This window comes from Mediterraneibacter glycyrrhizinilyticus, from assembly GCF_015560805.1.
Lineage (GTDB): Bacteria > Bacillota > Clostridia > Lachnospirales > Lachnospiraceae > Schaedlerella > Schaedlerella glycyrrhizinilytica_A.
The window spans coordinates 187,931-211,806 of record NZ_JADMSO010000004.1 but is presented as its reverse complement, the minus strand read 5'-3'; the positions used below and the strand labels follow the sequence as shown (position 1 = coordinate 211,806).

Genomic DNA, 23,876 nt, shown 5'->3' with positions numbered 1-23,876 from the left:
ATGAGGATAAAGAATAAAAGCAGTGTTTTTACAATCGTTATTTGGATTTTATTTTTCTTGATCGCCGGGAATTTCGGGATTGTAAGCCGTCTTTTTTCAACAGACGGGACACAGACGCAGGTAGTCGAAGACCGGAATATGACGACGCAGGATTATCATACGGAAATCGAAATCCGGGAAGATCATTCTTATCTTGTGTCGGAACGGATCGAGGTGGATTTCTCAAACGCGCGGCACGGTATTTATCGTTATATTCCACAAAAGGGCGTGATAACGGAACTTCAGGAAGACGGTACACTTTCGGAAATCCCGTATTATGCATCTTTTGATAAGGTCGCATCCGATGAGCCGCTGGATGTGAGTTCTGACAACGGAAATAAAGTCTTTCGTTTTGGATCGGAAGACGAGCAGGTATGGGGAGCTCAGGACTATGATTTTCAGTATGAAGTAACGCCGATCACAAGCAAGGGCTATCCGAATGTATATTATAATATCTTCCCGACCGGCTGGCAAAATGAGATTCCGGCGGGAAGCAGCTTTACGATCTCATTTCCGAAAGATTTTGACAAAGACAATTTTCAGATTTATTACGGCGCCTACGGAGAGCGGATGGACGGCACCGATCTCGTAGATTTAAGCTGGGACGGAAATACCGTGTCCGGCACGCTGCGCGAATCGCTTCCGGTTGGAACCGGGATGACGTTTTTTGTTCCGATGGAAGAGGGATATTTTCAGAGTCTTCATACGACCGGCGGGATCAACGGAATTTTGCTCGGGATCAATGCGGCTGTGCTTTTGATATTACTGCTTCTTTTTTACGGTTTTGGACGTGACAAAAGGATCATCCCGTCGGTACAGTTCCATCCGCCGCAGGGGTTGGACAGCGCCGCAGTGGGATATATTGTAGATGGAAATGTATCCGATACGGATGCGATGTCCCTGCTGCTGTTCTGGGCGGATCAGGGATATATCCGGATCCGGGAAACAAAAAGCAAGACGCTGGCACTGACAAAGATGAAAGAACTTCCGGAGGATGCTCCCAAGTATGCCCGGACGTTTTTCGACGGTATCTTTGGAAAATATGCGCCGAATATCGGGGATGAAGTGCTTGTATCCAAATTGAAACATAAAATGGCAGCGACATTTACGACTGTAAAAGCGGAAGTTGCGGACTGTTATTCGCATCAGGTTTACACGAAGGCATCCAGATGCGCCAGAGCGGCAACGATGATCCTGACCTGCATTCCGGTGTTCATATTGTCAGGTTTCCTGTTCTGTTTTACGTTTACAAATATGCTTGTGTTTCTGCTGCCTGTTTTGTATCTGATCGGTGTGATCTTGTTCGCAAGGACCGTGGATTTCTGGTATTCAAAAGCGAAGAATCCGCGGCTCGTGCTCGGGAGTGTTTCGGTTGCGATGAGTGTGACGTCGGTATTGGCATTTGTATTTGTATATGGGATCGGAATGCTGCGCGGAACGATCCTGAATTTATTTCCGGGAATCCTTTCGGCAGCGCTCGTGTCATGTGCAGGTATGGTATTAACCGGATTTATGAAGAAACGGACGGAACAGTGTGTTGAGTGGATGGGATATCTGGCAGGACTTCGGGACTTTATTGAAACAGCGGAGCTGGAGCGTATGAAAGTGATCGCGGAGCAATCGCCGCACTTGTTTTATCATATTCTGCCGTTTGCTTATGTATTCGGACTGACCGATCTTCTGTTGGATAAGATGCGGGATCTTTCCCTGCCTGCGCCGGACTGGTATGAGACGAGAAGTTCCTCCCCGTATTTTGATTATTATCTGATGCATCGGATGATGCATGAAGATCTGCGTTCGGCTGCGACAACGATCTCTACACCGAGACCAGCGTCTTCCACCGGAAATACCGGGAATAACAGCGGATTTTTCGGTGGATCTGGCGGTTCTTCCGGTGGATTTTCCGGCGGCGGTTTCGGCGGAGGCGGCGGAGGAAGCTGGTAAGATCCGTATTAAAAAAAGATAAAATGACAGGAGTGAAAATCATGACAGAAACAAAGACCGTAAAAATTATTGCAGACAGTACATGTGATCTGTCGAAAGAATTATTAACACGTTACGATATCTCTGTATTGCCGCTGCACATTCTCCTTGGCGAACAGGAATGTGAAGACGGGATCAACGTGACGCCGGATGAGATTTATCAATGGTCCGACGCCAATAAGACGACGCCGAAGACATCGGCGCCGTCCATGGAGCGTGCGATGGAACTGATCCGTCCTTACACCGACGCCGGACGCGAAGTGATCTGCTTTTCGATTTCCGGTGAGATGTCCACATCCGGAAATGTCATGCGGCTTGCAGCGGAAGAACTGGGGCAGGAAGGACTTGTCACTGTGATCGATTCCGCAAATCTTTCAACCGGAATCGGTCTTCTTGTGATCGAAGCGGCTATTTTGGCAAAGAAGGGAAAGTACGCGGAAGAGATCGCGTCAAAGATCGAGCTGCTCAAACCCAAAGTGCGGGCAAGTTTTGTGGTAGACACATTGACTTATTTATATCGCGGCGGACGATGCAGCGGTCTGGCAGCGATGGCCGGAGGCGCATTAAAGCTGCATCCGAAGATCGTCGTGGAAGACGGAGTGATGCGCCCGACGAAAAAATTCCGTGGAAAGATGGACAAGGTGCTTCTCTCTTACGCAAAAGAAATGGAAACAGACTTGAAACACGCACGACCAGGCAGAGTCTTCATTACCCATTCCGGATGCGAAGAGGCGACGATCGACGCAGTACGCGCATATTTGGAAAGTTTATCCGTGTTTGATGAAATCATTGTGACACGGGCAGGCGGCGTGATCTCAAGTCATTGCGGACCGGGAACTTTGGGCGTTTTGTTCCTGGAAAAATAAAGAAAATACAGGGGGATTTTTATTTTTCGTGAAAACGGGAGATGAAAGAAAAGAAAGATGAAGATACAATTTGCAGATGCGGCAAAATATCAGAAAGAAGTAAAGCAGTTATATAAAAGCGCGTTTCCGATATTGGAACAAGTACCTCTTTTTCTGTTGTACCGAAAAGCAAAACAGCATAAAATCGATTTTTTGGCAGTGTTGGATGATGGAAAATTTGTCGGTCTTGCCAGCGCCGCCATGCAGGGCGATGTTGTGATCCTGTTATATCTTGCAATTTCGGATGCGGTGCGCGGGAAAGGATACGGAAGTGCGGTCCTGCAGGCGGTACAGAAAAAATATGCAGGCAAACGGATCATCTTGAACATTGAGGAAATGGATGAACAGGCCGCAAATTATGCGCAGCGGGTGAAAAGAAAGGCATTTTATCAGAAAAACGGATTTGAGATCTTAGACTACAAAGTACGGGAAGTCAGTACAACTTATGATATGATGTCCTGCGGCGGTTATGTCTCCAAGACGGAATACGAAGAAGTTATGGCGTTATATACCGGAAAAGTCCTGTATTTTATCATGAAAAAAATCTGAGAGCGCCGGGGGAATGGAACGAACGATGATGGATTACAAATTATTGATGAATACTGCGATCCTTGCAGGGGAAACGATGTTGAAAAGCGGAGCGGAAACATATCGTGTGGAAGATACGATCAACCGGATCCTAAAAACATCCAACGCCCAGACGGTGGAGACAGTCGTTTTGATGACCGGGATTTTTGTGACGCTGGATGATTCCGGCATCGACCCGATCACCGTCAACAAACGGGTCCACGCGCGGGGGATGAATTTAAACCGGATCGATCGGGTCAATACAGTTTCACGCAGTTATTGCGCCGGGGAGATCACTTTAGACGAAGCATATGAAGAATTAAAACAGATCCACAGCAAGCAATACCGCAGAATGTCGTATAATCTTGCTACGATTTTTGTCTGTGCCGGATTTGCGCCGCTGTTTCAGGGAGGTTTCCCGGAGATCGCGGGGGCGGCGCTTGCCGGTATTGCGCTGGCATTGATCATGACGGTCGGAAAATATTTAAAAATCAATGGATTTATATTGAATGTATTTTCCGCATTCGGCATTGCATTGACGGCTATTTTTTTGCAGGATCTTGTACCAATGGTGGATATGGACATCGTGATCATCAGCAGTATCATGCCTCTTGTGCCTGGAGTTGCGATCACTTATGCGATCCGTGATACGCTGCAGGGCGATTACCTGTCAGGTGCGGCCCGGATCCTGGAGGCGTTTATGACTGCGACTGCCATTGCGCTCGGAGTCGGTACCGGATTTGCACTGACCGGAATTTTACAGCCGGGAGGTGGTCTGTTTTGAATTTACTTTTAGGTACCGTCGGAAGTTTTGTGGCGATCGCCTGTTTTGCCGTCCTGCTGGAATGTCCGCGGAAATATCTGCTTCATGCGGGATGTGTCGGTGCAGTCGGAGGCGGCGTCTATCTGTTCAGTATGGATCTCGGACTCAATGTGGTATTGGCGTCCTTTTTATCTGCGCTTGTGATCGCATTATTCTCACATACATTCGCAAGGGTTTTCCGGGCGCCGGTCACGATCTTTCTGATCCCGGGGATCCTGCCGACCGTTCCGGGAGCGGGAATGTACCGGATCGTGTATTATGTAATGGCAGGTGCTACGAAGCAGAGCATTTATTATCTGATCCAGACATTGGAAATCGCAGGGATGATCGCGCTGGCGATCTTTTTGGTCGGAACGTTGTTTTCCGTATGGAAGCGGTTTTCTGAAATCCGAAAATAGCAATTCGGAAAGCAGAAAATCTCCGAAAAACAGCAGTGAGAAGAAAATAATCGGGAGAAATGACATGACAACAGAACAGGTAAAAGAACAACTTCAAACTCTGGCGGAGGATGATTATAAAGCGTTCAACGAAAATCTGCTGCCGGGAGTCAAACATATATTGGGTGTGCGTCTTCCGCTTCTTCGGAAAATCGCAAAAGAAATCGCGAAAACGGACTGCCGGGTGTATTTAAACGAAGCGGCGGAGACGATCGGAGCGGAAAGCTTTTATGAAGAACTCATGATACAGGGACTTGTGATCGGATATGCGAAGCTTGGTCGGGAGGAAAGAGTCCGCTATCTGGATGAATTTGTACCGAAGATCCAAAGCTGGGGGATCTGCGACAGTTGTACGATGGGATTCAAGTTTATGCAGAAAGAACCGGAGTTCTGGTTTTCTTATATACGAAAGTATAAAGACAGTTCTTCCGAATTTGAACTGCGCTTTTTATTGGTGGCACTTTTGGCACATTATGTAGAGGAAGCACATATCCGTGAGATCCTGGATCTTTGTAATACGATCCATCACGAGGGATATTATGTGAAAATGGCGGCAGCATGGCTCGTTTCGGTTTGTTATGTCAAATTTCCGGAACAGACAAAAGCATTTCTTTGCGAGAATCAGATGGACGATTTTACACATAATAAGTCTATACAAAAAATCCGGGAATCTTACAGGGTGAGTAAAGAAGAAAAAGAAGAGTTGAACAAACTGAAACGAAAAGGACAGCAATTATGAGGATGGAAGACGGCAGCATTTTTTTACAGGAAGTAACGGAAAAGATCAAAGAACGGATCGCACAGACAGAAGAGACGCTTGCGGCGGGACAAAAAGAAATCGAGAATATGCATGATTATTACTGGGAAAATTATACGGAGATGGATCAGTACGGATATGAAGATTTCGACAACCGGCAGGCGCTTCTCCAACAGGAAAATGCGAATCGAGAGGCAAGGCTTTTATATCGGCGGTTTCAGCGGATGCTGGAATCTCCTTTTTTTGGTCGGGTAGATTTTCAGTATGACGGGGACGACGACGCGGAGATCTTCTATATCGGAATCGGGAATTTTGCTGAAAAGACCGGAAGCGTACCGCTTATTTACGACTGGCGCGCACCGGTCTCCAGTTTGTTTTACGATTATGACGGAGGTCCTGCTTCCTATCTTGCGCCGGCGGGGCAGATGGATGGTCTGATCAAGTCGAAATGGCAGTATAAAGTCAAACATGGGAAGATGGTTTATGCATTTGAAAGTGACATGAAGATCGATGATGAGATCTTAAAACGGGAACTGGGAGAAAACGGAGACGTCCGACTCAAAAATATCGTGCAGACGATCCAGCGGGAACAAAATTCGATCATTCGGAATACAAAAGATAAGATCCTTGTCGTACAGGGAAGCGCCGGAAGCGGAAAAACGTCGGTCGCCCTGCATCGGATCGCCTATCTTTTGTATCATGACCGGAAACATCTTAATTCTTCCAATATTCTGATCCTGTCTCCAAATGGTGTGTTTTCTGATTATATTTCTCATATTCTGCCGGAACTGGGCGAGGAAAATATCCGGGAGATGAGCTTTGATCTGTTTGCATACCGGGAACTGCAGGATACGGCTGCGGATTGCGAAGACCGCTATCATCATCTGGAACGGCAGCTAAAACAGTTGGATGCCTGCGGCAGAGAACGTTATGAGTGGAAACAGTCCGCTTCTTATATTGCGGAGACAGAGGGGTATCTTGTCGAACTGGAAGAAGAATTGATGGAGATCCGTGGTGTTTCACTGCGAAACTGGCAGAAATCCGAGCATGAGATCGTGGAGTTGTTTTATTACAAATTTCAGGACACGCCGCTGCTTATGCGAATGGATGCAGTGATGGAATATGTGGTCGATGAATATGAGACATTGCGCGACCGCTCCATATCGGAAGAGGATCAGTTCTCCTTAAAAGAACAATTCGACCGGATGTATGTGACCCGGGATATTTACCGGATTTACAGTGACTTTATGGAACGGCTCGGATATCCTGCCTTGCCGGATGTTCCACCGGAAAAACGGATCATAGAATACGAGGATGTTTTCCCGATGCTGTACTTAAAATACCGGCTTACCGGACGGGCAAAGCAGCAGAAGATCAAGCATCTTGTGATCGATGAGATGCAGGATTATTCTTATCTGCAGTATACGATCCTTTCGTATCTGTTTTCCTGTCGGATGACGATTTTAGGAGACCGCGCGCAGACAATGGAAGAAAAACAACAGGACGTCTGGAAATTTCTTCCGAAGATCTTCGGGCGTGACATCAAAAAGATCGAATTGAAGAAAAGTTATCGTAATACTGCGGAGATCGGAAGATATGCCGGAGCATTGATCGGGATCCGGGAACCGGAATTACTGGAGCGTCACGGATCTGCGGTGGAAGAGATTTCTTTTTCCAAAATGGAAGAAGCCGCCGATCTGGTCGCACATTACGCAGAACATGATCTGGAGAAATATGAGACGATCGCAGTTCTGACACGGACGGAAGAACAGGCGCAAAATATCGATATGCTGCTAAGAAAACGAGATCTGGAACCCTCGTATATCGATCGGGACAGTTCGGCGTTCCAGACAGGGATCACAGTGACAACATTCTATCTGGCAAAGGGACTGGAGTTCGATAAGGTCTATGCAGTCCGCGGAATGGAAGACGGCGGGATCTATCGTCAGGCGGATTATATCTGTGCAACACGTGCGCTCCACGAGCTCGTTATGGTGCGGATCAGTGAAGAAAAAATCTAAAAAATTTTTAGATTCCTTGAAAAAGAGTTTGTAGGAAAGATGGATTTTGGCATTGCCTGTCCATCTTTTTTCATGTATAATCGTGTGGAAGAAAAATGCGGAATGCATAATTTCGTAGTAACACAGGAGGAAGACAGATGGCAAAGAGAAATGATATCCACAAGGTTTTGATTATTGGTTCCGGTCCGATCATTATCGGTCAGGCTTGTGAATTTGACTATTCAGGAACACAGGCTTGTAAAGCATTGAGAAATCTCGGTTATGAGATCGTATTGGTGAATTCCAACCCGGCGACCATTATGACAGACCCGGAAATTGCAGATGTTACATATATTGAACCACTGAATGTGGAGCGGATCGAGCAGATCATCGCAAAAGAAAGACCAGATGCATTGTTACCGAATCTCGGTGGACAGTCCGGTCTTAATTTATGTTCAGAACTGGCGAAAGCAGGCGTGCTGGACAAATATAACGTACAGGTGATCGGCGTACAGGTTGACGCGATCGAGCGTGGAGAGGACCGTATCGAATTCAAGCATACGATGGACAGTCTCGGAATCGAGATGGCAAGAAGTGAAGTGGCATATTCCGTAGACGAGGCGCTTGCGATCGCAGACAAACTTGGTTATCCGGTCGTACTGCGTCCGGCATATACGATGGGCGGTGCAGGCGGCGGTCTCGTATACAACGTAGAAGAACTGAAAACAGTCTGCGCCCGTGGACTTCAGGCAAGTCTGGTAGGACAGGTGCTTGTAGAAGAATCCATTCTCGGCTGGGAAGAGCTGGAGCTGGAAGTTGTGCGTGATGCGGACAACAATATGATCACAGTCTGCTTCATCGAGAACATCGATCCGCTCGGTGTACATACCGGAGATTCGTTCTGTTCCGCACCGATGCTGACGATCTCTGAGGACGTACAGAAACGTCTTCAGGAGAAATCCTACAAGATTGTGGAAGCGATCCAGGTGATCGGCGGAACAAACGTACAATGGGCACATGATCCGAAGACAGACCGTGATATCGTCATCGAGATCAACCCGAGAACATCCCGTTCTTCCGCACTGGCATCCAAAGCGACCGGATTCCCGATCGCGCTTGTATCCGCAATGCTTGCAACGGGGCTGACCTTGAAAGATATTCCGTGCGGCAAATACGGAACACTGGACAAATACGTTCCGGACGGCGACTATGTAGTGATCAAATTTGCGCGCTGGGCATTTGAGAAATTCAAAGGCGTGGAAGACAAGCTCGGAACACAGATGCGTGCAGTCGGCGAGGTTATGAGCATCGGAAAGAACTACAAAGAAGCGTTCCAGAAAGCGATCCGCAGTCTGGAGACCGGACGCTACGGTCTCGGACATGCAAAAGATTTCGATCAGAAATCCAAAGAGGAACTGTTGAAAATGCTGATCACCGCATCCAGCGAACGTCATTTCATTATGTATGAAGCGCTTCGCAAAGGTGCCACTGTGGAGGAAATCCATGAGCTGACCAGCGTAAAACATTACTTTATCGAACAGATGAAAGAACTGGTGGAAGAGGAAGAAGCTCTGATCCGCAGCAAAGGACATCTTCCGTCGGATGAAGCGTTGATCCAGGCAAAGAAAGACGGATTCTCCGATAAGTACTTAAGCCAGATCCTGGAGATCAGCGAAGAAGAGATCCGCAATCATCGCATCAGCCTTGGCGTAGAAGAGGCATGGGAGGGCGTACATGTAAGCGCTACTCCGGACAGCGCATACTATTACTCCACATACAACGGAGAAGATAAAAATCCGGTCAGCACGGAAAAACCTAAGATCATGATCTTAGGCGGCGGACCGAACCGTATCGGACAGGGAATCGAATTTGATTACTGCTGTGTGCATGCATCACTGGCATTGAAGAAACTCGGATTTGAGACGATCATCGTCAACTGTAATCCGGAAACGGTGTCTACCGACTACGATACATCTGACAAACTGTATTTCGAGCCGTTGACTTTGGAAGACGTATTGAGCATTTATAAGAAAGAGAAACCGGTCGGTGTGATCGCACAGTTTGGTGGTCAGACACCGCTGAATCTGGCGGCTGATCTGGAAAAGAACGGCGTGAAGATTTTAGGAACCGCTCCGTCCGTGATCGATCTGGCGGAAGACCGCGATCTGTTCCGTGCGATGATGGAAAAACTGGAGATCCCGATGCCGGAATCCGGAATGGCAGTTACCGTAGATGACGCGCTTGCGATCGCGGAAAAGATCGGCTATCCGGTTATGGTACGTCCGTCTTATGTATTGGGTGGTCGCGGAATGGAAGTTGTATACGATGCAGAAAGTATGGTCGGATACATGAATGCGGCAGTCGGCGTGACGCCGGATCGTCCGATCCTGATCGACCGATTCCTCGGACATGCGACAGAATGTGAGGCAGACGCAATCAGCGACGGAACCCATGCATTCGTACCGGCGGTAATGGAACATATCGAACTTGCCGGCGTACATTCCGGCGACTCGGCATGTATCATCCCGTCCAAACATATTTCCGAGGAAAATGTAAAGACGATCAAAGAATATACGAGAAAGATTGCGGAAGAGATGCATGTCAAAGGTCTGATGAACATGCAGTATGCGATCGAAAACGGAAAAGTATTCGTGCTGGAGGCAAACCCGAGAGCATCCCGTACCGTGCCGCTTGTATCCAAGGTATGCAACATCCGCATGGTACCGCTTGCGATCGATATTGTCACATCCGAACTGACAGGAAAACCGTCTCCGGTTCCGGAACTGAAAGAACAGGATATTCCGTACTACGGAGTAAAAGAATCCGTATTCCCGTTCAATATGTTCCAGGAAGTAGACCCGCTCTTAGGACCGGAAATGCGTTCTACCGGAGAGGTACTCGGACTGTCCCGCTCCTTTGGAGAAGCGTTCTACAAAGCGCAGGAGGCAACCCAGACGAAGCTTCCGCTGGACGGTACCGTATTGATTTCCGTAAGCAACCGCGACAAACCGGAAGTTGTGGAAGTTGCACAGGATTTTGTACGCGCCGGATTCAAGATCATCGCATCCAAGCATACATGTGAACTGCTTCATGCAAATAACATCGAAGCAGAAAAGATCAATAAACTGCAGGAGGGCAGACCGAACATGCTGGATCTGATCACAAATGAAAAGATCGACATCATTGTGAACACGCCATCCGGAAAAGAAAGCAAAAACGACGACAGCTATTTGAGAAAAGCAGCGATCAAAAAGAAAGTGCCGTATGTAACGACAATGGCGGCGGCAAAAGCGGCAGTAAAAGGAATCCTTACTGTAAAAGAGCATGGAAGCAGCGAAGTAAAATCACTTCAGGAACTGCACAGTGAGATCAAACACAAATAAAAAACAGATTTATAAAAACTTCTCCATTATGTGTATCAGACGCATATATGGGGAAGTTTTTATATTTCAGATAATTTGTAAAAAAATCATAAAAAGATTGACTATTACATGCGCCGGCAGTACTATAAAAGAAATAGAAGAAAGCATTTTGAAGAAAGGGGCTGAGCATATGTTAGAGAATACGATGATTTTATTGACGGTGATGCTTCTTCTGATCCTGACAGTCGGTTTTGTGTGGTATATGCGTGGAAGAGTGGACAGCAGAGATTACGTTTTCCACAAGATCTGGTATCTCTTCCGCTATGCAGCTCTAAAATTGGAGATCGGAGCCGGATATGGGATCATGGCTCTGGAATCCTTTGGAAAGAACCGGCGAAAGGAAGAGGGCTCCAGATATCCTGTGGTAGATGTAAGACAGAACAGACTGCAGATGAAAGAGTGGAAATTAAAGGAGATGAGAGAAGAACATTTTTCGACCGGACAGAAAAAAGAACTTTATAATTTAAAGATTCTGAAATAATCTTAAAATAATTCCGTTCCGCCAAAAAAGGAATAGGAAAGAAGTGCCATACATACATTGCTTATAAAGAGTGTGTGTATGGCATTTTTTATGAAGCATGAAACAGATCACGAACCGATCAAAGAACGGATCGTTTCAGCGGCAAACATGCCGAAAGATGTTATGCTTGGCGCGTCTGTACTGACGATCCTCGGCAATTTTGAAGTCTGCATAGAAAATTATCGGGGAATTTTAGAATATACGGATACGTTGATCCGGGTGCAGACAAAAGGAAAGCAGATCCGTTTGTCAGGGAAACAACTTCAGATCGAATATTATACCAATGATGAGATGAAAATTACGGGGAAGATCAGTTCTCTGGAATTTTGCGGTTGATATGAAAAAATCCAGCGATAAGGAGAATGCTTTTGATACAGAAAATGATCCGTTTGTTCGGCGGATATGTAAAGGTGAGGGTGGAGGGATATTCTGCGGAGCGTTTTTTAAATCTCTGCAGTTACCGGCAGATCGACGTATGGGGACTGGTATCCAGACAGAATTCGTATGAGATGTATATGACTTTAAAAGGATTTCGCAGGATCAGGCCGATCGTCCGTAAGACACATACGAAAGTGCTGCTCATCAAACGATACGGACTTCCGTTTTTTCTTCATCAGAACAGGTATCGCGCGGCATTTGCCGCAGGCGCGCTTCTATGCACCGCACTGTTGTTTTTTTATTCCGGCTATATCTGGGACATCCATTTTGAGGGGAATGAAAAGTGGACCGAGGAGACACTTCTGGAATTTCTGGAGACGAAAAATATTACGCCCGGAATGCCAAAAAAGAACATAGACTGTACTCAGATCGTAAAAGATATCCGTCAGCAGTATGACGATATCATCTGGGTGTCCGCATCCATTGACGGAAGCCGTCTCAGGATCCAGATCAAAGAAAACGAAGACACTTTTTTGCAGGGGAATCCAAAAGAGACGGAAAATCAGCCGCTCACAGATGCTGCGGAAACTGTTTCCGCAGCCGGAACCGATCTGGTCGCATCGGCAAACGGCGTTATCACCTCGATGATCACCCGGATCGGGACGCCTCTTGTGCATGTGGGCGATACCGTAGAAGAAGGGCAGATCCTCGTCACCGGTCGTGTGGAAATATTAAACGACGCGAAAGAAGTGACCGGATATCAGTATGAACAGGCCGATGCCGATATTTATGCGGATACACAGATGGAATACGAAGATACCATTTCCCGAAGTTATTTGAAAAAAATCTATGATCCGAAAAGAACGCGGGATCTTGTTTATCTGAAAGTCCCGTTTGGGAAAAAGACGTTTGGGAAAATTTTATTCGGCAGTGAGAGGCATTCTTATAAAAAGTGGGAAACCTATACATCAGAACAACAAGTTAAATTGGGCGAGAACTTTTATCTCCCGGTTTTTTATGGGAAAATCCACATCAGATCTTATACGGAAAAGAAGGCTTTATATACGAAAAAGGAAGTGCAGGAGATCTTATCGCTTCATTTTCAGCATTTTTCTGAAGATTTAAAGGAAAAAGGTATTCAAATTTCCGGAAATGATGTTAAAATACATGTGGACGAAAATTTGGCCGCTGCCAAAGGAACTTTGTATCTGAATCAGCAGATCACAAGGGCAGCGGATACGGAAATACTGGAAATTGAAAGGAACGAAATCAATGAGTCTATCGGAACTGATGATTGATATACCGACACAACATGAACAAAATGTATTTGGTCAGTTTGACGCTTATGCGAAAAAAATCGAGCGTACATTTCATGTGACATTGATCGCCCGGGACGGGCAGGTAAAAATATTAGGAGAGCAGGCGTCCGCAGAGAAAGCCAGACGGGTTCTCACCCAGCTGACGGAGCTATCCAGACGTGGCAACACGATCACCGAGCAAAATGTCGACTATGCCATATCCCTTGTCTTTGAAGATCAGGAAGAGGGGATCGTAGAGATCGACCGCGAACTGATCTGTCATACGCTTCAGGGAAAACCGATCAAACCGAAAACGTTGGGACAGAAAAAATACGTGGATGCGATCAAAAAAGATATGATCACATTCGGACTGGGACCTGCCGGAACCGGAAAAACCTATCTTGCGATGGCAATGGCGATCACCGCTTTTAAGCAAAATGAAGTAGAGCGGATCATTTTAACGAGACCGGCGATCGAAGCAGGCGAGAAGCTTGGATTTCTGCCGGGAGATCTGCAAAGCAAGATCGACCCGTATCTGCGTCCGCTTTATGACGCGCTGTACCAGATCATGGGCGCGGAAAGTTTCTTGAAAAATTCGGAAAAAGGGCTGATCGAAGTGGCGCCGCTTGCTTATATGCGCGGAAGAACGCTGGACAATGCATTTATCATACTGGACGAGGCGCAGAATACGACGCCTGCTCAGATGAAAATGTTCCTGACAAGGATCGGTTTCGGATCCAAAGTCGTGATCACCGGAGATTCCACGCAGAAAGATCTTCCGGCAGGAACGGTTTCCGGTCTGGATGTGGCAGTGAAAGTGATCAAAGGTCTGGAGGGGATCAGCATCTGCACGCTGACGAGCAAAGATGTTGTAAGACACCCACTCGTACAGAAGATCGTAAAAGCATATGAAGAGTACGAAAAGAAAGGAATGCGCGCGCCAAAAGCAAACGCAAAACGGAAGAAGTCATGAGTTTATACATGGAAGAAGAGGGGGCAGTCACACTGTCTTTTGATACAGAAGAGACTGCAAAGATCGTTACAGAGGCAGCGCTGAATTATATCGGATGTCCGTATGAAGCAGAGATCAATCTGCTTTTGACAACAAATGATGAAATCCGGGAAATGAACCGGATGTTCCGGCAGATCGATAAGCCTACCGATGTGCTGTCATTTCCGATGCTGGAATATGAGACGCCGGGAGAGTTTTCCGGATTTGAAGAACAGGGCGAAGAAGCGTTCAATCCGGAATCCGGAGAGCTGATGCTCGGAGACATTGTGATCTCCAAAGAAAAAGTATTGGAACAGGCAGAGGCGTACGGGCATACTCCGCTTCGCGAGTTTGCATTTCTGATCGCACACAGTATGCTGCATTTATTCGGCTATGACCATATGGAAGAGGATGAACGTCAGGTCATGGAAGCAAAACAGCGCGAGATCATGGAAAAAGTACAAATATCGCGGTAATACAGGAGGACACTTATGACAGATCCACATACCAATCAAAAGAAGAGGAAGAAAGACGACTTCCTGATGCAGGGTATGATCCTTGCGATCGCTATGGTGATGACAAAAGTGATCGGCGCTCTCTATCGGATTCCTCTGACGAATATTCTCGGCGATGAGGGTAATGGATTTTACGGTTACGCGTTTGAAGTCTATGCATTTGCGCTGATGCTCTCAAGTTTGAGTCTTCCGACTGCAGTTTCCAAACTTGTTTCCGCGCGGATGGCGATGCGCCAGCGGAGAAATGCGTTTCGGGTTTTCTTAGGATCACTGGTTTTTTCCGTGATCGTCGGCGTGCTGGCATCTCTGATCGTATTTTTCGGAGCGGATATGATCGCGGCAAACCTGATGAAATCACCGCTGAGCGCTTATGCGCTGCGTGTGCTCGCTGTCGGACTGTTTGTTGTTGCGCTGCTTGGTGTGCTGCGAGGGTATTTTCAGGGATTGGGGACGATGATGCCGACCGCAGTTTCCCAGATCATCGAGCAGGTCGTCAACGCGGTCGTAAGTATCGCGGGAGCAAGCGTTTTATTTAAGATCGGAATCGCGGCAGGAGAGAAACGAAACGAAGAACTGCTCGGTCCTGCATATGGTGCGGCGGGAGGAACACTCGGAACCGTTGCCGGAGCTGTTTTTGCACTGCTGTTTTTATTGTTTTCATTTTTTATTTACCGGAAAGTGATCCGGCGGCAGATCCGTGCAGACCGGACAAAGAAAAAAGAAAGTTACCGTCATATTTTAAAAATATTGATCCTGACAATCATTCCGGTCATCTTCAGTACGGCGATCTATAATATCAACCAGATTTTAGATCTGTCCTTTTTCAATCAGATCATGGCTGCACAGGGATTTACCGAAAAAGAATATATGACGTTGCAGGGAATTTATACCGGAAAGTATAATACGTTGATCAACATTCCTCTGGCGATGGCGAACGGGCTTGCTGCATCGGTGATCCCGAGTCTTACGATGGCTGCTGCCACAAAAAATAAAAAAGAGATCCACGGAAAGATCGAGCAGACGATCAAATTGACGATGCTGATCGCGATCCCTTGTTTTATCGGATTTATTGTGCTGGCAAAACCGTTGATGATCCTTTTATATAATGATGCCAACACAACGCCGGCACTGACACTGGCTCTCGGCGCTGTCACAGTCGTTTTGTACTCCTTATCGACAGTAACAAACTCGATCTTGCAGGGACTTGACAAAATGGCGGAGCCGGCAAAAAATGCAGGGCTTTCGCTGATCGTCCATCTGGCGGCGTTATTCCTTATGCTGATCGTGTTTAAATGGAATATTTACGCACTTGTAGGGAGCAATATTATTTTCTCGCTCTGTATGTGTTATCTGAATATCCGTGCGATCCGTCTGACTTGCGGTTATCGTCAGGAAATCGACAAAACCTATTTGAAACCACTTACTGCAGCGCTTGTGATGGGAATTGTTACTTATGTGGTTCATTTATTGTTCGACGTACTGATCGGCGGAAGATTTGTCGCAACCGGTCTTTCTATTTTGATCGCCATGCCGGTTTATGCGGTCGTCGTATTGAAACTTGGCACGCTTTCAAAAAAAGATTTTACCGCATTGCCAAAAGGGGATGCGATTTACCGGATATGCAAGAAACTGCATTTGCTTCCGGGGCATTAGAAAAAATCAATAGCGTCGGTGTACAAGGCGTATTTCCTCTTGTACACTGACGCTAAGGAAACCGGATATCCTGAAAACACATGGCATTTCCGGTTCCGGCATTATAAGAATAAAAAGAAAGAAAAAGCCGATACTATTAGAAAAAAGGAGTGTGTCCTTATGAAAAAAAGATATAGTATCGGTTTTTTTGCGGCATTCTTTCTGATCATATCACTTCTTGCGATCGGATATCAGCTCAGTTATCAGTATAGGATGGACAAGCAGGAAGCGAAGACCGTGGAAGAAGAAAATACGCAGTTCATTTCTACCAAAGGAGAGACGACAAAGAACGAGGGATATTATCTGAAAGAACTGCACGGATATGTGGCGGTTTATTTGAGTGACGGAGAAACGTTGTATGAATTGACCGAGATCTCCTGTTCGTCACTTCCGAAAGAAGTGCAGGAAGCTGTGCGGACCGGAAAATATGTGGAGACGACGAGAGAACTGTATGGTTTTTTGGAAAACTACTCCAGTTAGAAAAATCCATCTGGACGAAATTCCTCAAATAGTGTATGATATGCAATTAGAGAAAGTGAGGAATTTTGAAATGGATGAATTGAAAATTGCAAGGATCAATGAATTATATCGGAAGTCAAAAGCTGAGGGACTGACAGAAGCAGAAAAAGAAGAACAGAAATTGCTTCGTGCGGAATATATCGAGAGCATCCGCAGAAACCTGCGCAGTCAGCTTGACAATATTGATATTCAGGAAAAAGACGGAAGTATTACAAATCTGGGGGATAAATTTGACCGAAAAAAAAGAGCAAATTAGAAAACAGGCGCTTGCGCAAAGAGGTCGGATTTCGGAGAATATGCGTCGTGAATACAGCCGGAAAATAGCGGAGCAAGTGATCTCGCATCCGCTTTTTCTTTGGGCGGAAGAAATCTATTGCTATGTTTCTCATGGTACAGAAGTCCCGACAAATGAAATCTTTTCGGCGGCATGGCGGTGTGGGAAAAAGACTGCGGTTCCGAAAGTGCAAGGCGCCCATGATATGGGATTTTATTTTATTCGATCCATGAAAGAACTCGCTCCTGGATGCTGGAATATTTTAGAGCCGGTCGGGAAACCGGAGACACTTGCAGAGGGAAAAAAGGTTCTTGTCATTCTTCCCGGCGCCGCATTTGACAAATGTGGAAACCGGATCGGATACGGAAAAGGATACTATGATACATATTTGAAAAAACATCCGGAATACCGTCGGATCGGGCTTGCATTTTCCACACAATGTGTGAAAACAATTCCGGCAGAATCCCACGATGTTCCGGTGGAGTTTGTTGTTACAGAAAGAGGAATATTATGTCAGAGCAATTACCAAGAGATCCTATGATCCTGTTAAGTGTTATTAACACGAAATTACGTGATTATTATCAAAATCTGGATCTTCTTTGTGAAGATCTGCAAATATCAAAAGAATATCTGGAAGCAAAACTGGATGCGATCGATTTTGAATACGACGCTGAGAGAAATCAATTTGTATGATAAACATATCGGAAAGGAAGAAATATCATGTCTGATCAGAATCAAAAGATAAGCGAATTTCTGGAAACAATGGATTTGAACGAACCTGCTCCGGCAGAGGAGCCTGCGCGTCAGTTCTACTTTATAAAAAAAGCAAGAATGCTTGTCGCAAAGCAGGAAGCACAGCTTGGCCGCCCGCTGACTTTTTGTGTCACAACGTTTGGCTGTCAGATGAACGCAAGGGACTCTGAAAAGCTGGTCGGGATTTTAGAGCAGATCGGCTACAAGGAAGAAGCGGAGGAAGAAAAAGCGGATTTTGTGATCTTCAATACATGCACGGTCCGGGAAAATGCGAACCAGCGTGTATACGGACGCCTCGGTCAGCTAAGCCGGATCAAGAAACAGAATCCGCATATGTTGATCGGTCTGTGCGGCTGTATGATGCAGGAGCCGGAAGTGGTAGAAAAGCTGAAAAAGAGCTATCGTTTCGTAGATCTTATTTTCGGAACGCATAATATTTATAAGTTTGCGGAGCTGATCGCCACAAGGTTGGAATCAAACCGTATGGTGATCGATATCTGGAAAGATACGGATAAGATCGTCGAAGATCTGCCGAGTGAGCGGAAATATCCGTTCAAATCCGGCGTCAATATTATGTTTGGATGCAACAACTTCTGTAGTTATTGCATTGTGCCGTATGTGCGCGGAAGAGAACGGAGCCGGAATCCGAAAGATATCATCCGTGAGATCGAGATGCTCGTTGCCGATGGTGTAGTTGAAGTCATGCTACTTGGTCAGAACGTCAATTCCTATGGAAAGAATCTGGAAGAGCCGATGACCTTTGCACAGCTCTTAACTGAAATTGAAAAAATAGAGGGATTGGAGCGGATTCGCTTCATGACGTCTCACCCGAAAGATCTGTCCGACGAACTGATCGAGGTCATGGGACGCTCTAAAAAGATCTGCAAACACCTACATCTTCCGGTACAGTCCGGAAGCACCCGGATCCTGGAGAAAATGAACCGACGGTATACAAAGGAACAATATCTGGATCTGGTTGAACGGATCCGCCGGGCAGTACCGGATATTTCCCTGACGACGGATATTATCGTCGGATTCCCGGGAGAGACAGAAGAAGACTTCCTCGAAACAATGGATGTAGTGCAAAAAGTCCGCTATGACAGCGCGTTTACATTTCAGTATTCCAAACGTACGGGAACTCCTGCTGCCGTGATGGAAGATCAGGTTCCGGCAGATGTTGTGACCGATCGTTTTAACAGACTGCTGAAAGAGGTACAGCAGATTTCAGCGGAAACGTGCAGTGTATACAAGGATACCATTCAAGAAGTTTTGGTAGAACAGCAGAATGATCACGATCCGCATCTGATGACCGGAAGAATGAGCAATAATCTGCTTGTTCATTTTCCGGGAGATCTCTCTCTGATCGGAAAGATCGTTCCGGTTGCATTAAAAGAATGCCGCGGATTTTATTATATCGGTGAGATCACGGAGTCTGTGCAGTAATAACTTCCAACTATAATTTTAAGAAAAACGTCCACACTATGAAAGAGAAAGCAAAAGCAAATCTTTCATATACAGGAGGGCGTTTTTTTCATGAAAAGAGTCAGTGAGTATCTGTTCTGCTGGACATTAGGCGGTACGCTTTATTATGCCGTGGAACTTTTGTTTCGCGGTTATTCGCATTGGTCTATGTTTTTGCTGGGGGGATTCTGCTTTCTCTTCTTTGCCTGGCAGGGACTTCAGAACGGATGGAAGACACCGCTCTGGAAGCAGGTGCTTCGCTGTACGGTTTTTGTGACCTCCGGAGAATTTATTACCGGGATCTTTGTCAACAAATGGATGCAGTGGAATGTATGGGATTATTCGGACCAGCCGTTTCAGCTCTTCGGGCAGATCTGTCTTCCGTTTACGATCTTGTTTTCCGGACTCTGTGTGCTTGGGATCTTTCTTGCCGCCTATTTGCTCTATTGGTTATACGGGGAAGAAAAACCTCAGTTTCATGTGTTATAAACTGACTTTGCTGAAATAATTTTTTGGGGAACCTAAGTCTGGTTGGGATCAGATTTGCGATATTGTTTTGGAGGTATCCCGACTAATTTCTTAAATACAGTGCAGAAATAATTATAATCATTAAAACCACAGGCAGAGGCTATCTCGCTGATCCGCATTTGCGGGTATTTAGAAAGAAGAGCCTTTGCCTTTTCTATACGCAAAAAACGGATGTGCTCTGCAATTCCTACGCCATAGTTTTGTTTGGATATTTCATAGAGTGTTGTTTTGCCGATTCCAAAATATTCACAAAGGGAGGGGGTATCGATCTCATCCGTAAAATGTTCCGAAAGATATTCGTCGATCTGGACCGGCAGATCCTTTTGACGTAATATGACCATTCTCTCCAGACACAGATAAGAAGCGACCGCCTGCATGATATGAGAAGCAGAGGTGATAAAATCCTTTGAAATTAACGGCAGCTCCCAGCAGGCAGATTTCAATGCATCCATATCCAGATGATATGGTCTGCAAAGTGCTTCGATCGATTCCCAGCCGTCTTCGTGTGTTTCATATGGAAATACATGTCCGAAAAAAAGATAACCGATCAATAGGTTGCTCTGATATAGTGGAACGATACTTTCCGTAAGTCCGGCATGACAACGGTATGTATAGGCTGTGCGCCGTCCGGCAGCTGTTTCACAAGCATGCCGGTCACACATCTTACAATTCAAGGCTGCATGGGAATCTGTACGTATGATACGGCAAAATGGCGCGATCTGCTCCGGATAAGCAGCCAGTTCACGAAAAGTCTCATCAAATACGGTGATGCGAATATGTGTGAGTGTATAGAAGTCCTTTAATAAAGCATTTAGTTTTGTCAGGTCAAACGTGGAAATCATGTGGTCAGTCCTCCGGTTCCTCAAACAAACAATCAATTCAAACTTCTGTTATTTTACCATGTCTCCGAACAAAATCAAAGTAAAAAGAACAAAACTCTCTATATGGAACCAATATGATTTTATACAATAAATGTAGGAAAACGGTAACTATTATAAGGTGAAACAGGAGGTCACAGAATATGAAAAAAATGACATTTGCGCTTTGTTTTTGTAACAGAGGTTTTATGCCGGGAGAATTGATCTACGGTGCAAGGGAGGATATGATCAAGGCAGTGACGGAGGCAGGATATGACTACATTGCAATGGATGCGGAGCTGACCCGTTATGGTGGTGTGGAGACAAGAGACGAGGGGCTTCTTTATGCGAAGTGGCTTAAGGAACACGAAGGACAGTATGACGGCGTGATCTTCTCCATGCCGATCTTTGCGGATGAAAACGGAGCGATTACAGCGCTGCAGGATGCAGGAGTGCCGATTTTGATGCAGGCATATCCGGATGAGATCGGCAAGATGGATTTTGCACACAGAAGAGACGCGTACTGCGGAAAGTTTTCTGTAACGGATGTGTTTACACAATATGAGGTTCCTTTTACCGTGATGAAGCCACATGTGGTACATCCGCTTTCGGAAGCATTTGCGCAGAATCTGAAAGATTTTGCAGCGATCTGTCGTGTGGTAAATGGAATGAAACGTTTTAATATCGGATGCATCGGGGCAAGAACAACGGCTTTTAAGACGGTTCGTTTTGATGAGATCACCATGCAGAAATATGGAATCAATGTGGAATCTTTCGATCTGTCAGAAGTATTTTTCAAGGTAAGACAGAAAGCCGACGATGATGCGGCAGTGCTGGCGAAGATCGAACGTTTAAAAGATTACAGTGATTTCACGAAAGTGCCGGAGAGCAACATGCTGACACTGGCAAAAATTTCTGTTGTGATTGATGAGTATATCGAGGAGTATCATCTGGATGCACTGGCACTTCGCTGCTGGAACGAAATGGAGACGGAGATGCGCGTATGTCCGTGCGTACTGCTCAGCGAATTAAATGACAGAGGTATTGTGGCATCCTGTGAAATCGATATGTGTTCCGCATTGACCATGCGCGCTATGCATCTGGCCAGTGAACAGCCGACAACCGTTCTGGATTGGAATAACAACTATGGAGAGGATGAGAACAAGGTGATCCTGTTCCACTGCGGTCCGGTTGCGCAGACATTGATGACCGGAAAAGGAACGGTAACCGAGCATAAGATGTTTGCAAAGAATGATCCGGGTTCAGGCTGGGGATGTAATGAGGGACGGATCAAACCATTTGATATGACAATTACCAATTGTCAGACAAAGGACGGCAAGATCCTTGTATATGCAAGTGAAGCAAAGTTTACAGAAGATCCGATCGAAGATGCATTTTTCGGATGCGGCGGCGTAGCAGAGATCCCGGATCTGCAGAATAAGCTTATTAAACTGGCTAGAGGCGGATTTAAGCATCATACATCGATCGGCGTCGGACATATGAAAGAGATTCTGAAAGAAGCATTTACTACATATCTGGGATATGACTGGGTAGATATCGATGAATAAGGAAAGGGCGTATCGATAAAGGATCGTTCGCATATATGAAAAAGGATGATGGAAATGAAGATAGCAGGATTAGATATCGGAACGACCGGATGTAAGATCACGGTATTTGATGAGAAAGGCAATTATCTGGACAAAGCCTATCAGGATTATCCGGTAAGCAGAGGCGTAAGCGAGCATGAAATCGATGCGGCGAATATCATGCAGGCAGTTCTGAAAGTAATTAAGGAAATCGCGGCAAAGTATCACGATATCGCAGGAATCGGCGTGACAAGCTTCGGAGAAACATTTGTAATGACAGATGAGCAGGGAAAACCTCTGCATCGGGCAATGCTTTATACCGATCCGAGAGGCGCAGAGGAATGTAACGTTCTGACAGAGAAAATGGGTGGTAAGACAATCGCGTCCATTACAGGGCTGAAGCCGCATGAGATGTACAGTATCTCAAAAATGATGTGGATGAAAAAACACAGGTCGGAGATTTATGCGCAGGCAAAACATATTTTCCTTATGGAAGATTATGTTGTGTTCGGGCTGACCGGAAAGGCGCAGATTGATTACTCACTTGCGACCAGAACTATGGCGTTTGATATCACAAGTCTGCAATGGAGCAGAGAGATGTTTGAACTGGCAGGGATTGATAGGAAGCTGATGTCAAAAGCAGTGCCGACGGGAACTTCGGCAGGACACATCCGGACAGAAATTGCAGAAGCAACCGGTCTGCCGGCAGATACGCAGATCATATCGATCAGTCACGATCAGGTGGCGGCGGCGGTCGGCTCCGGTGTGTTTGACTCGGATAAAGCGGTTGACGGCGCGGGAACGGTAGAGTGTATTACGCCTGTTTATGACGAACTTCCCGAATTGGAGACGATGTACGAGGGCAATTATGCAGTTGTTCCCTATGTGATTCCGGGGAAATATGTAGCCTACGCCTTTTCTTATACAGGCGGCGCGTTGATCCAGTGGTGTGTGGATACACTGGCAAAAAAAGAAAAAGAACTGGCGAAAGAAGCCGGAATCTCGGTGAATGCATATCTGGAACAAGAATATCTTCGGGAAAACAAGTTGAAAGCAGAAGCGCCGACCGGACTTCTCGTACTTCCTCATTTTGCGGGAGCTGCAACTCCGTATATGGACACCGGATCCAAAGGGGTGATCGCAGGTCTTACAACGGACAGCTCCGCAGGTGAGATCTATCGGGCATGCATGGAAGGTGTTGTGTACGAAATGATGTTGAATATGGAATGTCTGGAAGATTCGGGGCTTCATTTTACAAAGCTGCACGCGACCGGAGGCGGCGCGAAATCCGAACTATGGATGCAGATGAAAGCAGATGCACTGAATGTTCCGATCACGGCGCTGAAAACAGCCGATGCCGGAACAGTAGGAAGCGCGATGCTGACAGGAATCGCAGTCGGCTGCTATGAAAATCTGGAGGATGCGGCAGCGCATATGGTCAGAGAAACAAAGACTTATGAACCAAACCCGGAAATGACAGAGCAGTATGCAAATATTTACAGAAGATACCGAGAACTGTATCGGGCGGTACGTCCACTGGTGGGGTAGGAATATAAAAAACAGGAGAGATC

23 protein-coding genes are annotated in these 23,876 nt (G+C 46.1%); 22 read left to right on the top strand and 1 reads right to left on the bottom strand.

Translation table 11 applies throughout. The features are described 5' to 3' along the window. The 20 genes from I2H87_RS06175 (at nucleotide 1) to I2H87_RS06080 (ending at nucleotide 19,823) form a co-directional block, all read left to right on the top strand. Entirely contained in the window at nucleotides 1–1,983 is a 1,983-nt protein-coding gene (locus I2H87_RS06175; protein WP_195609533.1) for a DUF2207 domain-containing protein, read from the top strand. A gap of 41 nt (nucleotides 1,984–2,024) precedes the next feature. Continuing rightward, nucleotides 2,025–2,888, top strand: coding sequence for a DegV family protein (locus tag I2H87_RS06170; RefSeq protein WP_195609532.1), 864 nt, complete (start codon nucleotides 2,025–2,027; stop codon nucleotides 2,886–2,888). A 57-nt stretch (nucleotides 2,889–2,945) separates the two neighbouring features. Beyond that, nucleotides 2,946–3,476 carry a GNAT family N-acetyltransferase gene (locus tag I2H87_RS06165; RefSeq protein ID WP_022151606.1) on the top strand — a complete coding sequence of 177 codons (531 nt, stop codon included), beginning with the start codon at nucleotides 2,946–2,948 and terminating at the stop codon, nucleotides 3,474–3,476. A 13-nt stretch (nucleotides 3,477–3,489) separates the two neighbouring features. After that, on the top strand, nucleotides 3,490–4,278 hold the full coding sequence (locus tag I2H87_RS06160; RefSeq protein ID WP_022151607.1) for a threonine/serine exporter family protein: 789 nt from the start codon (nucleotides 3,490–3,492) through the stop codon (nucleotides 4,276–4,278). Next, nucleotides 4,275–4,715, top strand: a complete 441-nt coding sequence (locus I2H87_RS06155; protein ID WP_009266213.1) for a threonine/serine exporter family protein — start codon at nucleotides 4,275–4,277, stop codon at nucleotides 4,713–4,715. Before I2H87_RS06160 ends, I2H87_RS06155 begins: the two co-directional genes overlap by 4 nt. 64 nt (nucleotides 4,716–4,779) lie before the next feature. Then, nucleotides 4,780–5,493, top strand: coding sequence for a DNA alkylation repair protein (locus tag I2H87_RS06150; RefSeq protein ID WP_117550102.1), 714 nt, complete (start codon nucleotides 4,780–4,782; stop codon nucleotides 5,491–5,493). Beyond that, on the top strand, nucleotides 5,490–7,532 hold the full coding sequence (locus I2H87_RS06145; protein ID WP_117550104.1) for a HelD family protein: 2,043 nt from the start codon (nucleotides 5,490–5,492) through the stop codon (nucleotides 7,530–7,532). The genes I2H87_RS06150 and I2H87_RS06145 overlap by 4 nt, the downstream gene beginning before the upstream one ends. 137 nt (nucleotides 7,533–7,669) lie before the next feature. Beyond that, a complete protein-coding gene (carB, locus tag I2H87_RS06140) occupies nucleotides 7,670–10,894 on the top strand; it encodes a carbamoyl-phosphate synthase large subunit (protein ID WP_195609531.1) in 3,225 nt (1,074 codons plus the stop codon). Between the two features lie 169 nt (nucleotides 10,895–11,063). Then, on the top strand, nucleotides 11,064–11,414 hold the full coding sequence (locus I2H87_RS06135; protein ID WP_022151611.1) for a hypothetical protein: 351 nt from the start codon (nucleotides 11,064–11,066) through the stop codon (nucleotides 11,412–11,414). A gap of 78 nt (nucleotides 11,415–11,492) precedes the next feature. Next, nucleotides 11,493–11,789: a YabP/YqfC family sporulation protein gene (locus I2H87_RS06130; RefSeq protein WP_195609530.1), complete on the top strand. Its 297-nt coding sequence runs from the start codon at nucleotides 11,493–11,495 to the stop codon at nucleotides 11,787–11,789. A 32-nt stretch (nucleotides 11,790–11,821) separates the two neighbouring features. Beyond that, the gene (locus I2H87_RS06125) at nucleotides 11,822–13,129 is read left to right on the top strand and encodes a sporulation protein YqfD (protein ID WP_195609529.1); all 1,308 of its coding nucleotides are present in this window, start codon (nucleotides 11,822–11,824) and stop codon (nucleotides 13,127–13,129) included. Next, on the top strand, nucleotides 13,104–14,102 hold the full coding sequence (locus I2H87_RS06120) for a PhoH family protein (protein ID WP_117550110.1): 999 nt from the start codon (nucleotides 13,104–13,106) through the stop codon (nucleotides 14,100–14,102). The genes I2H87_RS06125 and I2H87_RS06120 overlap by 26 nt, the downstream gene beginning before the upstream one ends. Continuing rightward, complete coding sequence (gene ybeY, locus I2H87_RS06115) at nucleotides 14,099–14,596, top strand: rRNA maturation RNase YbeY (protein WP_195609528.1); 498 nt, start codon at nucleotides 14,099–14,101, stop codon at nucleotides 14,594–14,596. The genes I2H87_RS06120 and ybeY overlap by 4 nt, the downstream gene beginning before the upstream one ends. Nucleotides 14,597–14,611: 15 nt before the next feature. Continuing rightward, a complete protein-coding gene (locus tag I2H87_RS06110; RefSeq protein WP_195609527.1) occupies nucleotides 14,612–16,288 on the top strand; it encodes a putative polysaccharide biosynthesis protein in 1,677 nt (558 codons plus the stop codon). Nucleotides 16,289–16,447: 159 nt separating this feature from the next. After that, on the top strand, nucleotides 16,448–16,807 hold the full coding sequence (locus I2H87_RS06105) for a hypothetical protein (RefSeq protein WP_009266225.1): 360 nt from the start codon (nucleotides 16,448–16,450) through the stop codon (nucleotides 16,805–16,807). 70 nt (nucleotides 16,808–16,877) lie between these two features. Further along, the gene (locus I2H87_RS06100; protein WP_022151448.1) at nucleotides 16,878–17,102 is read left to right on the top strand and encodes a DUF896 domain-containing protein; all 225 of its coding nucleotides are present in this window, start codon (nucleotides 16,878–16,880) and stop codon (nucleotides 17,100–17,102) included. Further along, a complete protein-coding gene (locus I2H87_RS06095; RefSeq protein ID WP_054704637.1) occupies nucleotides 17,077–17,661 on the top strand; it encodes a 5-formyltetrahydrofolate cyclo-ligase in 585 nt (194 codons plus the stop codon). Before I2H87_RS06100 ends, I2H87_RS06095 begins: the two co-directional genes overlap by 26 nt. Next, on the top strand, nucleotides 17,631–17,813 hold the full coding sequence (locus tag I2H87_RS06090; RefSeq protein WP_022151447.1) for a DUF4250 domain-containing protein: 183 nt from the start codon (nucleotides 17,631–17,633) through the stop codon (nucleotides 17,811–17,813). The genes I2H87_RS06095 and I2H87_RS06090 overlap by 31 nt, the downstream gene beginning before the upstream one ends. A 27-nt stretch (nucleotides 17,814–17,840) precedes the next feature. Beyond that, nucleotides 17,841–19,316, top strand: coding sequence for a tRNA (N6-isopentenyl adenosine(37)-C2)-methylthiotransferase MiaB (miaB, locus tag I2H87_RS06085; RefSeq protein ID WP_195609526.1), 1,476 nt, complete (start codon nucleotides 17,841–17,843; stop codon nucleotides 19,314–19,316). Between the two features lie 90 nt (nucleotides 19,317–19,406). Then, complete coding sequence (locus tag I2H87_RS06080) at nucleotides 19,407–19,823, top strand: putative ABC transporter permease (protein WP_195609525.1); 417 nt, start codon at nucleotides 19,407–19,409, stop codon at nucleotides 19,821–19,823. Between the two features lie 32 nt (nucleotides 19,824–19,855). Here the strand turns inward: I2H87_RS06080 and I2H87_RS06075 are convergent, their stop codons facing one another. After that, nucleotides 19,856–20,704, bottom strand: coding sequence for a PocR ligand-binding domain-containing protein (locus I2H87_RS06075; protein WP_195609524.1), 849 nt, complete (start codon nucleotides 20,702–20,704; stop codon nucleotides 19,856–19,858). A 179-nt stretch (nucleotides 20,705–20,883) separates the two neighbouring features. Between I2H87_RS06075 and I2H87_RS06070 the strand changes: the two genes are divergently transcribed. Next, nucleotides 20,884–22,287 carry an L-fucose/L-arabinose isomerase family protein gene (locus I2H87_RS06070; RefSeq protein WP_243273887.1) on the top strand — a complete coding sequence of 468 codons (1,404 nt, stop codon included), beginning with the start codon at nucleotides 20,884–20,886 and terminating at the stop codon, nucleotides 22,285–22,287. Nucleotides 22,288–22,341: 54 nt separating this feature from the next. Next, nucleotides 22,342–23,853, top strand: coding sequence for an FGGY-family carbohydrate kinase (locus I2H87_RS06065; protein WP_195609523.1), 1,512 nt, complete (start codon nucleotides 22,342–22,344; stop codon nucleotides 23,851–23,853). Nucleotides 23,854–23,876 lie beyond the last annotated feature (23 nt).